This is a genomic window from Bacteroidota bacterium, from assembly GCA_016183775.1.
GTDB lineage: Bacteria > Bacteroidota > Bacteroidia > JABDFU01 > JABDFU01 > JABDFU01.
Genome location: JACPDY010000013.1, coordinates 1 through 13,559 on the forward strand (window position 1 = coordinate 1; position 13,559 = coordinate 13,559).

Here is a 13,559-nt window from a genome sequence, read left to right on the forward strand (position 1 = left end):
AAAACCCTTGATGAAGTAAGTGACTTTATTACACTTGAACTTAGCAACCTCACAGAACAAAGCATAAAAAAAACATGTGGATTTGGGTATGTTTTTTCAAATATAAATTGGACTAATTAATATTTATAATTGGTATTACTTGTCGCAGCACCTAAAAATATAACCGGTATTTTATAAAACACAGGATTCTTTTTTAATTCCCTGCTCATACTTAAGCCATCCATAAATGGCATCATGATATCAAGTATTATAAGGTCTGGCTTTGTTGTTTTTAAAGACAGCAGACCGGAAAGGCCATCGGGCTCTGCAAAAACTTTAAAGCCTTTTTTTGAAAAATTATAAGAGAGGATTTCACGCACATCTGGCTCATCATCAATAACAAGTATTCTCTTTGTCAAACTGGTATCCATGTTAATTTATTCTTACATAAAGTAACGATGGACAAATTATTAAATCATTATCCGAATTTTACTTTACCATTATTATATGTGAAAAAAAGCAGTTTCAATCACAAATTGAAACACCTTGAAAAAATCAGCAGAAATAATTTAAAGTGAAAAGGAGCAAAAGAAGAAATTACTTTGAATAGATCGATTATGCCTTTTTAAGCGTAAATGAGAACACAGAACCAACACCTTCTGTACTCATTACATTTATCATTTGATTATGTGCTTCAAGGATATGTTTAACAATAGCCAAACCCAAACCAGTCCCCCCCTGCTCTCTTGAACGATGTTTATCAACACGGTAAAACCGCTCAAATAAGCGCGGCAAGTGTTTTTCACTTATACCGATCCCGTTATCCGAGATCTCTATACGTATGTTTTCACCTACATCGGAAAACTTCAATGTAGTTTCCCCATACTCTTTACCATATTTTATAGAATTAACCACGAGATTGGTCAACACTTGCCTTATCCTGAATTTATCGGCTAAAACGTATACCGGCTTTTCATCAACATCTTTAAAACTCAATATGATCCCTTTGTCGGTTGCCTTCATCTCCTGCGATCTGAAAATTTCTTTTGCAAGTGCGACAACATCGAATTTCTCAAATTCAAGTTCTAATTGTCCGGCTTCCAACTGCGAAATAGCTTCCAGGTCCTCAACAATTCCGATCATCCTATCTACGCTACTTTCAGCCCGCTGCAGATAATCCCGGTTAATGGATTTATCCTCTAATCCTCCATCCAATAAAGTTGAGATATAACCTTGTATATTGAATATGGGTGTCTTAAGCTCATGCGACACATTACCAAGATACTCCTTACGATATGTTTCGAGTTTTTTCAAACGATCAATCTCTGTTTTCCGCTCCTCGGCCCAAACATTTACCTCTTTATCAATATCTTCGATCACATCATTACTGAATTCAATCTTTTCAACTTCCTGCTCATCAATATCCGTTTTTCTATAGTTATGTATTGTTACATATAATTGCTTAAGTCTGCTATAGATGTAAATTCTAGTCAAAAGGTACACTATAACAAATATCAATACAAACACTAATCCACCTGCAAACAACAGATCTGATGATCGGGAGAATGACAAGAGCTGAAAAAGACTGAAATAAAAGACAGTTGCGGTGAGTGTTGCAGTAAGAATTGAAAATAACAGAGGAGAGAGTTTATTCATGATAAATGCGCCACTTCTAATATAAGAAAAATCGAATGTGGCAAAACTGAATTTAAACAGTTTTTTCGCACAGGCATACGGAAACCTGCTGATTCAGTAACAAGCACTAAAATTCAAATTTATATCCAATACCTTTTACAGTTTTAATGAAATGCTCGCCCAGCTTCTCCCGTAATTTCCGGATGTGCACATCAATGGTTCTGTCACCAACAACTACATCATCTCCCCATATAGTATCCAAAATAACATCGCGGGTAAAAACCTTTCCGGGTTTGGACGCCAACAAGGCCAATAATTCAAATTCTTTTTTGGGGAGATTTATTTCAACATCATCCTTCACAACAACGTATCTCTCTCGGTCTATTTTTAGTCCTCCAACGTTCATATTATCAGCAAATTCTTCCTCACTATTCGAATGCCTTCTCAACAAAGCCGCTATTCGGCTCAACAAAACCCTTGGTTTAATTGGTTTGTTGATATAGTCATCGGCTCCAACTTCAAAACCGGCAATTTGTGAATAATCCTCATTCCTGGCGGTTAAAAACGCAATCATTACATTTTTCAATCCCTCCAAAGCTCTTATTTCACGACAGGTTTCAATACCATCCATATCCGGCATCATCACATCTAAAATAATAAGATGGGGTTTTTCTCTCTTTGCAATTGCTATGGCTTCCTTACCATTATTCGCTGTAAACACTGCATATCCGTCGCGTTTAATATTATAGCTCAGGAATTCAAGGATATCCGGCTCATCATCAACTAAAAGTATTTTATAATTATTGTTGTCCATTAAAATGAAATTTTTATACGTAAAACTACGCTTCCCTCCACCAAATCATGTTAATAAAACATTACCATAATATTACGCTGTTTACAAAAGACAAACGCCTTTCAAACCACAATTTGCCAAACCAAACTCTTTATAAAATATTTTCTACAAAGTTAACATTTACTCACTTAGTGAATAGAAATGCCGGAATTAACCATTCAAAAGAACCATTGATACATGAAAAATCGCACAATTCTTTTGATAAAAATTCAATATGATAAACAAAATTACAGGTATACCGGTTTTTAGTCAATTTAAGAATTCCCGAATCTCAAAATCCTTAAAATCAAGTTCGCTCGGTATAATAGCAATGAACAGGGCCTTATGATGCAAAACTATACCCAATTCCCTTTACGGTTTTAATACAGTTATTCCCTAATTTCTCACGCAGTTTCCGGATGTGAACATCAATTGTCCTGTTTGCTGAAACAATTTCATAACCCCATATTAAATTGGAGATTTCATTACGTGTAAATACTTTGCGCGGTGAAGAGTATAAGAGTGAAAGTAATTCAAATTCTTTACGCGGAAAAGCTATCTCCTCTCCATTTTTAATTACAACATACCGTTCGCGATCAATTTTAATAGTTGATTTTTCATTAACCTGCAGTTCATTTAAAGTACCATTCAATCGTTTTAGCAGAACCCGGATCCGGGTAAGTAATACCTTAGGCTTTACCGGTTTAATAATGTAATCGTCCGCTCCGGCATTAAAACCCGCTATTTGAGAATAATCTTCATTCCGATCAGTATAAAATACAATTAACATTTTTTTAATGGAATTGACAGCACGCATTTCTATGCAGGCCTCAATACCATCCATAACAGGCATTGCAACATCCATTAATACGAGGTGGGGTTTAAAGTGCAGCGCAATTTCAACAGCCTGCCTGCCATTCAGGGCCGCTTCAACTTTATAACCTTCTATCAATAGTAGCTGCTTAATATCCTGTACTATTCCCAAATCATCGTCAACAACCAGTATCTTATTGCAATTATTAAGGCGCATGGAAATAAAATGAATATAAATAGCCCCGAAAATAGAGCAATACAGACAATATCTGTGTTAAGGAAGGGTTAACTTAAGATTAGGAAATAAGCAGAAAAATGGCTGATAATATGCCTATGGGACATTAATCTCGGGAGTAGTAATAACATTGCTCTTATTAAGAGCCCGATCGTAAATATATACATCAAAACGTATCACTTTATGTGCGGGAATTACCAGAGGGTCAACCACAAAATAGGGGGCCAATATATGGGCCCGTATTTCACCATCCAAAACTTTATTCTGACCCACTGGTGTTATGTATGGTATATGGTAGCCTATTATCATTGAATCTGTTGCTGTTGCTGACTTAAACCGATGAAATTTACCATCCACCCCTTTATAATTGTACTCCATTACCATATCATAATAATACTTACCATTAACATTGTGTGGAGGAGCAGTATCACCCGCAACCAAGCCGATATCGCCATCGCCATCCCTGAATGTAATGATCATATCAGCTGAATCTTTACCATACTTAACAAAATCCTTAAAAACTATAGAAGGGGTGTTGGGAACACTTTGCGTTTTGATGCAGCCATATAAACTCATGGCAACAATACCTACGAACAATAATTGTATTTTTGTCCTTATGAACATTTGATATTAAAATTACAAATTTAACCTGATTATACAAAGCACATTAAGGTGAATACCAAACAGCTCGCAAATAGCATATTCTCGGTAACCAACGAAACTTCATTCACGGATATTGCGCTTGAAATTTTCTATTTTCAATCCCGGCAAAACGCAGTCTATAAAGAGTATCTCAATTTATTAAACATTGACCCGGCAAGTATTACCCGGTTGTCCCAAATTCCGTTTTTGCCCGTTGAATTCTTCAAAACACATACAATTGTAAGTGGGAATAGGCCTATTGAGAGTGTCTTTCTAAGCAGCGGAACCATTGATATCAATAGAAGCAAACACAAGGTATGTGACCTTACCTTATATGAACAAAGCTTTACAAAGGGATTCGAATTATTTTACGGAAAGCCTCAGCAATATACGTTCCTCGGCCTTTTACCTTCCTACCTTGATCGGAAAGACTCATCTCTTGTATATATGGTCGGTAACCTAATTCATCTTAGTGATTGTACCGACAGCGGGTTTTATTTGCGAAACACCGATGAACTGCTAAATAAGATAATAGTGCTGGAACAAGCCGACCAAAACTACATATTGCTTGGAGTAACTTATGCTTTACTCGATCTCGCTGAAAAAGTGATGAAAAATAAATTTCCAAAACTGAAATATGCTATTGTTATGGAAACCGGCGGCATGAAAGGCATACGCAAGGAACTTGTAAAAGCTGAATTACATACAATTCTGAAAAGCGCATTTGGTTTAACAGCCATACACTCCGAATACGGAATGACAGAACTTTTATCACAGGCCTATTCGAAAGAAAACGGAATATTCAATTGCCCGCCCTGGATGAAGGTGATGATAAGGGATACCAATGACCCCTTTAGATTAGTGCAGCCTGGCCAAACCGGCGGAATTAACATCATTGACCTGGCCAACATATACTCTTGCTCGTTTATTGCGACACAAGACCTGGGAAAAATGCACAATGAACGTAGCTTTGAAGTATTGGGCCGTTTTGATAACAGTGACCTTAGAGGCTGTAATCTTTTAATAAACTGAACGATGATAAAACGAATCAACATCTCCTCGAACGCGAAATGGGAAAACATTGTTGGTTATTCAAGAGCAGTACGCATTGGCAATATCATAGAGGTTGCCGGAACCACTGCAATTGACGGCGAAAAAATAATTGGCCCCGGCGATGCCTATTTACAAACCAAATACATTCTGCAAAGAATTGAAAAAGCACTCACCGATGCCGGAGCGCAATTAAGTGATGTGGTACGTACACGTTTATATGTAACTGATATTTCGCAGTGGCAAAAAGTCGGCCAGGCACATGGCGAATTTTTCGGCGACATAAAGCCGGTTACAACAATGATTGAAGTAAGAGCGCTGATAGATCCCGGAATGCTCGTTGAGATAGAAGCAACAGCAATTTTAATTTCTTTTCCGGTTTGAGAATTACGGCCAACTCTTACGGCGCGTTTTGCAATACCGAAAGTACCGAAACCTACAGGCGCTCACCCTTCCTATTTGAATGTATATTTTCCGCTTTGATCGACAGTTATTGATGGCAAATTTTTTTTGTTCTCAAAAAAGACATATCCTTCCCTGAGATTAGTCCAGAAAGCCAGCATTTTTCCATCACCCGTTTTGGCTTTTAACCATGTAAATTGATCTTCGGTTAAACGGGATGGAAATATATGAACTGGTATATTTTGCTGGCCGCCTCCGTGCGCTTCCACCGCCATTATATATACTTCCTTTATTTTGGCATCCGTTAATGGTATACAACCAATTGTTACGCAATTTCCATGTATCATGATATCGCCGCCCGCGTTCGCATTACCTGCAATAATCTTATCAGATTTATTCGGATAGTTTATTCCCAGCGATAAATGATAGCTGCTTGTCGGGTTGAATACGCTGACCTGATAAAAACCCTCAGGGACCTGTCCGTCACCTTGCCGTCGCTTAGGACCTAATTCGCCCGATGAACTGCAAATAGCGTATGTTTCAACCAGTTTGTACCGTTCTTTTTTCGACCTGGCCCATACTTCCAATTCAGCCTCGCGTTTGAATGCCCTTATAAATATCTCAAAACGGGAAGTATCAATGCCGGCCTTTACCAACTTGCCTTTTACTGTACTCCATTTTTCGCCATAAGCCGTTTTAACCCGGCTAAATTTCAATTGCTCAGTTTTAAACGAGTTGCCGGTATAAGATAAACAGACTAAACCCGTTACTGCAACTATGAAATATCTGCGAATCATATTAATCTGATTTATCGATAAATCTGACCTGAAATTAAAAATTAAATGTTCAAAACTTTAGTTTGCACCCGGTTATTACGGCTTAGCATAAAACTACTTTTAGCTTATATTATTGTTATGCTAAAAAAAACACTTCCATATATTAAAAACAAGTACACGTTGACTTTATTGGCTTTCGTTGTCTGGGTTTCCTTTTTCGACAAAAACGATCTATTATCGCAAATGGAACTTCGAAAAGAAGTAAAAAAGCTGGAGGGAGAAAAAAATTATTTTGTAACGGAGATCGGCAAGAATAAATCCGACATGAAAGATCTTATGACGAACCCGAAAAATCTCGAAAAATTTGCAAGGGAAAAATACCTGATGAAAAAGGACAATGAGGATGTGTTTGTATTGGTAAAGGGACAAGGGACGAGTGAAAGGGACGAGTGAAAGGGACGAGTGAAAGGGACGAGTGAAAGGGACGAGTGAAAGGGGAGCTTTCTTGTTCACTATGTATTCCTATTTAATAATCAGCTTCTGTCTGTATATAGAGTTATCTGAAGAAGCCGAAATAATGTAGGTCCCGGCCGGCAATGTATTCGTGGGATCAATTGCAAGAACCCGATCATCTCCCTTTTCTACAATTGTAACTTTAGAAAAAACCTCTTTCCCGTTAATGTCATTAACAACCACCAGAACACCTTTGACTTCATCAATAGTGAATCTTAATTGAGGTGCCTCACCTACAACTGAAGGATTAGGGAATATTGTAAAGAAGGTTTCATTACTTGCAAAATCAACTGACACTATATTTGAATAGGTATATTTCCCGTCAAAGTCTGTCTGTCTTAAGCGATAATATGAAATTCCATTAAATGGTTTGAGGTCGACTGTCGAATACTTGATTGCTTTCACACTGTTTCCTGCCCCATCAACATGGGCTATGACTTCAAATTTTTCCCCGTCCGCACTGTTTTCTACGGTAAAATAATCGTTGTTTGTTTCCGTTGCAGTGGTCCAATTCAGATCAACCTTATTCACATTTTTTATCGCAGTGAATGAAAGAAGTTCTATAGGTAAAGGGTTGGTCCCGCCTGTTCTGTTGCCAAAAGTAAAGTAACTGAATGTTGTAAAATTAATTGTTGATGTAATAGTTCCCGTTCCGACTGCGGTTCCTGTTCCCCCGATATTTGTCCATACGGATGGATTACCCTTAAGAACACACAAATTTGCAGGGTCGGTTACGCCATTCTCAGGAAAATAATACAGTTTTATACTTGCAGATGCAACTAAAGCCCCTACTCCCTGGTTCAAATCCCAATAACCCATTAACGATACACTATCTACACCCGCAGGCTTGGTCCAGCCAAGGGAACGGGCTCCAAGATGAAAATATTCACAGGTATACTGAGTAGAAGTAGTGGCAGTATGAGCAATAGTAAGTTCAGATCTACGGTATTTGTTATCCTTACTAATGGGTAAAATCTTTGTAAGAGAAGAAGTTGTAGCATAAGTAATATTTACAGGCCCCTTTACAAAACTACTGTCCTGTGTAACAGGTGCATTTAATGTAACCGTTGCTGTTGCGCCCAATGTCAATATGTTTGTTGAAGTGGTGATCATGTGTCCATCCGTTAAAGTAAAGACACCATTTACATTAACAGGCTTACTTAAAACAACAGCGCTACCCGGAAAACTGTTATCAATAGTAATGTTATTAAAATCCGGATATGTTGCACTTCCGCTGACCGATTGACTTGCGCTTCCATTAAATGTAAATGTATTAGCTCCCGGTGTCAAAGTCCCTCCATTATAAGTCATATTGCCGGATAAATTAGTATTAGCCCCGGCTGTATAAGTGCCAGCTGTCAATAGCATATTTCCACCAATGTTCATTGTGGCAGGAGCGGTAAAATTACCGGTAGCTTGGGTATAGTTATTTGTTGTAATTGTGGCAATGCTTCCTGCGGTGCTCAATGTCTGACCCGCAGTTTTTGCAAGTACTATATTATTAAACGTTTCAGATAAATTAGTGCCATTGATGATCTGCCCTGCAGTGCCTGTAAAATTAACCGTACCACTGTTATGAGTAAAGGCTGTTAAAGTACTATTACGTGTCCAATTACCGGTAATATTGATGGTTGCACCGGCTATAAATGTCCCGCCTGACAGGATCAGATCAGAAGCTGATGCGGTTGCATTAAGACTTAAGCTGGCCGGTGCTGTAAAGCTTCCCACATTTGTAGCTGCGAGTGTAATATCATTAGATGTTATAGCAATCGTTGATCCGCCAACAGTTAAGGCTCCGGCCGGTTTATCAACATTAATATCATAAAATGTTTGTGACGCAGCAGTCCCATTGATTTGTTGCGCACCTGACCCATTAAATTTAATAGTCCTTGTTCCGGGTGTGAATGTTCCTCCGCTGTTTGTCCAATCGCCTCCGACATTCAGATCCATTGCATTGGTACTGCAATTTAATGTAGCATTGGCGCTTATAATAACACTTCCGGAAATATTAACAGTTGCGGTAGCACCTGTAGCATTTACTGTTGTAGTATTAGTAGCATCTCCAACTGTTAAATTACCCTGCATGTAATAAGTAGTATTAGAAAAACGTTGCGTTGCCGTTCCTGCAGGGTGCAGGAACAAATTGCCATAGCCCGGAGAAGCAACATTAGTTATAGTAATGGGATTTGTAGTTTGTTCATAATAAGTATTACTGCTGGCTCCAAAAGTAAATGTTCCAAAACCGGTGGGAAAAGTTGAAGTCCCCGTCATATAAAACTTTGCCCCGTTTGAAACCTGGAATGTCTTGGTGCCATTCCCGGCTATCGGAAAACCACCATTTTTTAAGGTACCTGATTGCACAAACAAATTCTGAGTTACATTGGTTGTTGTTACCGCTGCAGCCAGCGTAGCTCCGCTTGCGATATTTGTATTATTTATATATAAGTTTGCATAATTAACTCCCATATTAACAGTTTGAGCCGATGTCCCATTATAATTAAAAATACTGTTTGATCCGGCTGTAAAAGTTCCATAATATGTGGCTCCATCAAGGTTAAGAACTCCGGCTAAATTAACCGTTGCTGTTCCGGCACCGCCGTTTAATGTTAAAACCGCGTTTGCGGCCGTTGTTGACGGAAAAAACACCAGATTACTTACAATAGTTAATGTTCCGGTGGTAATGTCAACCCTTGATACCCTGTTTGGAGTCGATATTCCGCTTCCAATTTGAACATTACCCTGAACAGTCGCTGTACCGCCATTAATTGCCCATTGGTGCGCATTTGTGGCTGAGCTCGGCTGATTAATAATTATACTGCTGCCAATAGCAAGATCAACCCCTGAATTGTGCTGTAAAATATTGTTGCGGGCAATAGTCGTTGCCAAAAATTCAATTCTAACAGCGCTTCCATTTACATCAACAGTAATTGTTGTTGCCCCTGCATTCGCATTATCATTTCCAATTCTTACCATATCGGTTGATGTGGGAACCTTTTCACGTCCATATGAGCCGGTTGTGGTGGCACCTCCATATACGGCAGTCAAAACTAAATTATTGTCATCTGTAATTGATGAAATTACACCAATAACTGTTCCGGGCGTTGCCTGAAACATCAGCACATCACCCGCTATTAAACTTGTTGTGAAATTGCAGTTACTTCCGGGACAAACAACATTGACAGATCCATTTGTGGCTGTAATAGAATTTGAACGTTCCTGGATCCAGGTTGTCAGATCGCTCCAATTATACGTTCCGTTCGACAGCCGGTTGTAAGTATACAGTGTGCCAAAATTTTCTCCTATCCCATAAGCCCTGGTTGTTCCGCTGGCCGGAACAGATTCCCCGGTAATTTGTGTATTGGTTGCGTTTTTAGTTCCAACCGTTGTTGCAGTCCAAAATGCAACCCCGTCATAACGCTGCACATCAAAATTACCTGTTGTTGCGCCAGGATCAACATCTCCTGCAAGAAAATTAAATACAGCACTGTAATTAATTGTTGCAATTGAATTGTTTGTTACAGACCAATACCTGTTTACGGATTTGGATGAGTTAATTGTAGAGGAAAATACAAATGGATGATCGCCGTTGTTGGCGGAACATGTTAAATTTCCGGCTGTAGTTGCACCTCCAAAAGTAAAATCAATTGGCAAATAATCAGCACCATAACCGATCTCAAATGTTCTGCTTGAAACCCCGGCAACAATTGCTTTGCGCAAATTACCGTATACATGACCGCTGGTACGGGTAACAGTAGTAGTTGTAGCATTAAGTATAACAAAATTTGATCCGGTAACAATATTTCCAGCAGTAAAATTAAGATCGCCGCTAATGGTCATATTATTATTCAATGTGATGTCGCTTGCATTATTAATCGTTACGTAAATAAAAGTAGTCGCAGCTGTTTCAGTAAATGTTTGGGCTATGGCGCATCCCTGGAAAATTGCTCTACCTGTTCCGGCGGTTGAAAAAGTGCCGGCTGATTTATTCCAGGCACTGCCGGTAACAATGAAATTACTATTGCTACCATTATTTAATTGGCCGGATCCGGTATGCGTGTAGCTGCCAACTGTAACATTAACGCCTGCGGCTAATGTTGTATTTCCGGTCGAACCATATGTAAATGTTTTGGCACAAGCCTGAACAAACGCGGAGTTGGTGGCAGCAATAGTTGCAGAACCAGAAACCGTTGCGTTACCATTAATAGTTAACAGGCCGGCAATTGTTTTAGCCCCGCTTATGCCAAAAACAAGGTTGTAATAAACATCTGCCCCTACTGCAGAAGGAATGGATGTAGCAGTTTTCAAAGTTTGGTTTCCGGCTCCATCAAGGGTAATAGTTCCGCCTGTAAGAGTATAAGTTCCTGTTAGTTCCGGCACTACAGTTGTCGTTTTTCCAATCTGAAGATCACCACCTGTGGCGGTAAGACCACCGGCACCATTTAATGTAAGGGTGTTTATATCAAATATCCCTTCAGTCATAGTAAGTAAATTGGAAACCGTAACTGTAGTTACAGTTTGAGTCACTGTGGTGCCTGCAGTTTTATTGATCTCAAGGTTATAGAATGTTGTAGGAGTTGTAGAACCTGCAATGGATTGAGCATTGCCGGCTGTAAATGTAACTTTCCCGTTATTGTGAGCAAAAGTTGAATTATTTGTAAAGGTCCCTTCAATATTCATATTAGTGGCGTGCCCGGTAAGGATTCCACTTGTCAGTCTGAGGTTGAAGAACGAAGTTGTGGCTGTCCCTGCAATGGTAACGTTACCTGTAATTGCAACTGTTCCGCTATTATGCGTGTAAGTGCCATTATTGGTAAAATCCGCTCCTTTTATGTTCATACTTGTGGCATGGCCAACAAGCGTCATGCCTGCATTTATGGTAACATTATTGAATGTTGTTGTTGACGAACCACTTACTGTTGTTGCTGCGGCATTAAACGTTGCCCGGCCATTGGCCGTGAATGTGCCTCCGTTATATACAAAGGTTGAACCGCAAAAAGTAATGGTATTGGAATTATCGTTCAAAGTACCTGTAGTTTGCAAAAAATTTCCCACCCCTATATCTGTAGCCGCAGTTAATGTAGTGGTGCCGCCCGATGAATATGTGAAAGTTTTTGAACAATTTTGCACAAAGGCAGAATGAGCAGCAATAGTAGCATTACCGGAAACTGTCATGTCGCCATTTACTGTAAGTAAACCTGTAATTGTTTTAGCGCCGCTATTACCCAATATCAAATTATAGCAGGCAGTCCCCCCTGTTGTTGAAGTTCTGAGAGTTTGGGCTCCACCGCCATCCAATGTTATAGTGCCTGCTGTAAGAGAATAAGTGCCGGTTAACTCCGGAACCGTTGTAGCTAATTTTGAGATTTGAAAGTCGGAAGTTTCAGTCATAGTTAAGGAACCCGCTCCATTTAATGTATTGCCATCAATATCAAAAACAGCTGCATCCTTTATGATCAGGGAATTAGAAATAACAATAGTAGTAGCAGCATTCTGATAGTTTTTGATTCCGCTATTTCCGATAACCAAATCATAATATCCTCCATCTGTCGGAGTGCGGACAGCCTGGTTACCTGAACCGTTGTAATAAACCGTATTGGGAGAAGCTGTAGAATTAAAAGTAGTAACGGTAACAGGGGAACCGCCAACTCCTCCGGAAACATATAATATTCCGTTTGTACTGTTTGTAAATGTTCCATTACCGGTCAAAATGTTACCGGGAGTACCATCCAGAACCAATATGCCTGTATTAATAACAGTCGTGCTGCTTGAAACGCTAAGTACCGACATCGCAATTGCATTTCCGGTTATTGTATACGTACCCGCCACAGATCCCATGGTATATGTACATGTTCCACCGGTACATCCTATCCAGCTGCCATTATTTGTAATATTTCCGTTTATTGTCGGCGTTTCACCTGTACTATTGTTGAATGTTCCTGTTACAGAAATAACAATATTATTATTAAACGTTTTGTTACCCGTTGCAGTAACGGTAAAATTAAGCGTTCCATCAATGTTTACAGCACCCGTTTGGGTCCATGATGCCCCACCCATGTCCAGAGTTGAACCTGCATCAATCTGGCATATGCCTGTCACATTAAACTTTCTATTGGGGTTCGCTCCGCCGCCGCTAATAACGACAGTACTTGTTACGCCACCGGTAACGGTCAAATTACCATTTACAGTTAAAGTTTTATTATTGGAATAAGAAATGGTTCCACCCTGCATAGTAAGATTATTGCATTGAGGAGTACCTGAATTATCTATATCAACGGTAATACCCGAACATATATAAACATTATCTCCGGCACCAGGTGCAGAACCGGCAACAGTGACGCCTCCACAGGCATCGGTGTACCAAGTGGCAGCGGCATTCCAAGCTCCGCCATTAACTTTTAAATAATAGTTGGCTCCACTTAATTCTTTAGGTTGAAACATAAAGATCAAACAGGCATGTGCTGAAATAAAAAAAAATTTCTTTAAAAAAGATATCATACCATAATTGATTTTAAGGCAAAATTAAGTTGGACACAAATATCCATTATCAATATAAACTAAGTACTTATACGTAAGAAGCCGAGGAAAGTTACCCATTTCGACTGTATAATATTAACTTAAGTTGTTAATAACAATCTGATCGAAATGAATCATCGCTAAATTATTGATTTACAACACATAATAT

General features: G+C 39.1%; 10 protein-coding genes. 2 read left to right on the forward strand and 8 right to left on the reverse strand.

Features of this window, described 5'->3' with window-relative positions; genetic code table 11:
• Nucleotides 1–116 precede the first annotated feature (116 nt).
• The 5 genes from HYU69_01590 to HYU69_01610 all read right to left on the reverse strand — a co-directional run bounded on the left by HYU69_01590 (nucleotide 117) and on the right by HYU69_01610 (nucleotide 4,118).
• On the reverse strand, nucleotides 117–410 hold the full coding sequence (locus tag HYU69_01590) for a response regulator (GenBank protein MBI2269029.1): 294 nt from the start codon (nucleotides 408–410) through the stop codon (nucleotides 117–119).
• 184 nt (nucleotides 411–594) lie between these two features.
• Nucleotides 595–1,635 (reverse strand): sensor histidine kinase, encoded by a 1,041-nt coding sequence (locus HYU69_01595; GenBank protein ID MBI2269030.1) that lies wholly within the window; start codon nucleotides 1,633–1,635, stop codon nucleotides 595–597.
• A gap of 106 nt (nucleotides 1,636–1,741) precedes the next feature.
• Complete coding sequence (locus HYU69_01600; GenBank protein ID MBI2269031.1) at nucleotides 1,742–2,428, reverse strand: response regulator transcription factor; 687 nt, start codon at nucleotides 2,426–2,428, stop codon at nucleotides 1,742–1,744.
• A gap of 361 nt (nucleotides 2,429–2,789) precedes the next feature.
• On the reverse strand, nucleotides 2,790–3,476 hold the full coding sequence (locus HYU69_01605) for a response regulator transcription factor (GenBank protein MBI2269032.1): 687 nt from the start codon (nucleotides 3,474–3,476) through the stop codon (nucleotides 2,790–2,792).
• 114 nt (nucleotides 3,477–3,590) lie between these two features.
• Nucleotides 3,591–4,118 carry a hypothetical protein gene (locus tag HYU69_01610; GenBank protein MBI2269033.1) on the reverse strand — a complete coding sequence of 176 codons (528 nt, stop codon included), beginning with the start codon at nucleotides 4,116–4,118 and terminating at the stop codon, nucleotides 3,591–3,593.
• Between the two features lie 48 nt (nucleotides 4,119–4,166).
• On the opposite strand from HYU69_01610, the gene HYU69_01615 reads away from it, so the two are divergent.
• Nucleotides 4,167–5,168 carry an acyl transferase gene (locus HYU69_01615; protein ID MBI2269034.1) on the forward strand — a complete coding sequence of 334 codons (1,002 nt, stop codon included), beginning with the start codon at nucleotides 4,167–4,169 and terminating at the stop codon, nucleotides 5,166–5,168.
• A 146-nt stretch (nucleotides 5,169–5,314) separates the two neighbouring features.
• Here HYU69_01615 and HYU69_01620 read toward each other — a convergent pair whose 3' ends face one another.
• Nucleotides 5,315–5,605 carry a hypothetical protein gene (locus HYU69_01620; protein ID MBI2269035.1) on the reverse strand — a complete coding sequence of 97 codons (291 nt, stop codon included), beginning with the start codon at nucleotides 5,603–5,605 and terminating at the stop codon, nucleotides 5,315–5,317.
• A 36-nt stretch (nucleotides 5,606–5,641) separates the two neighbouring features.
• On the reverse strand, nucleotides 5,642–6,385 hold the full coding sequence (locus tag HYU69_01625) for a L,D-transpeptidase family protein (GenBank protein ID MBI2269036.1): 744 nt from the start codon (nucleotides 6,383–6,385) through the stop codon (nucleotides 5,642–5,644).
• Nucleotides 6,386–6,502: 117 nt separating this feature from the next.
• On the opposite strand from HYU69_01625, the gene HYU69_01630 reads away from it, so the two are divergent.
• Nucleotides 6,503–6,817 carry a septum formation initiator family protein gene (locus HYU69_01630; GenBank protein MBI2269037.1) on the forward strand — a complete coding sequence of 105 codons (315 nt, stop codon included), beginning with the start codon at nucleotides 6,503–6,505 and terminating at the stop codon, nucleotides 6,815–6,817.
• 69 nt (nucleotides 6,818–6,886) lie between these two features.
• Here HYU69_01630 and HYU69_01635 read toward each other — a convergent pair whose 3' ends face one another.
• Nucleotides 6,887–13,372, reverse strand: a complete 6,486-nt coding sequence (locus HYU69_01635; GenBank protein MBI2269038.1) for a T9SS type A sorting domain-containing protein — start codon at nucleotides 13,370–13,372, stop codon at nucleotides 6,887–6,889.
• Nucleotides 13,373–13,559: the final 187 nt, after the last annotated feature.

What these genes read in the sequence shown, in the direction of transcription:
- HYU69_01590 (MBI2269029.1), bottom strand. Translation starts at nt 410, where the DNA reads ATGGATACCAGTTTGACAAAGAGAATACTTGTTATTGATGATGAGCCA.
- HYU69_01595 (MBI2269030.1), bottom strand. Translation starts at nt 1,635, where the DNA reads ATGAATAAACTCTCTCCTCTGTTATTTTCAATTCTTACTGCAACACTC.
- HYU69_01600 (MBI2269031.1), bottom strand. Translation starts at nt 2,428, where the DNA reads ATGGACAACAATAATTATAAAATACTTTTAGTTGATGATGAGCCGGAT.
- HYU69_01605 (MBI2269032.1), bottom strand. Translation starts at nt 3,476, where the DNA reads ATGCGCCTTAATAATTGCAATAAGATACTGGTTGTTGACGATGATTTG.
- HYU69_01610 (MBI2269033.1), bottom strand. Translation starts at nt 4,118, where the DNA reads ATGTTCATAAGGACAAAAATACAATTATTGTTCGTAGGTATTGTTGCC.
- HYU69_01625 (MBI2269036.1), bottom strand. Translation starts at nt 6,385, where the DNA reads ATGATTCGCAGATATTTCATAGTTGCAGTAACGGGTTTAGTCTGTTTA.
- HYU69_01630 (MBI2269037.1), top strand. Translation starts at nt 6,503, where the DNA reads ATGCTAAAAAAAACACTTCCATATATTAAAAACAAGTACACGTTGACT.
- HYU69_01635 (MBI2269038.1), bottom strand. Translation starts at nt 13,372, where the DNA reads ATGATATCTTTTTTAAAGAAATTTTTTTTTATTTCAGCACATGCCTGT.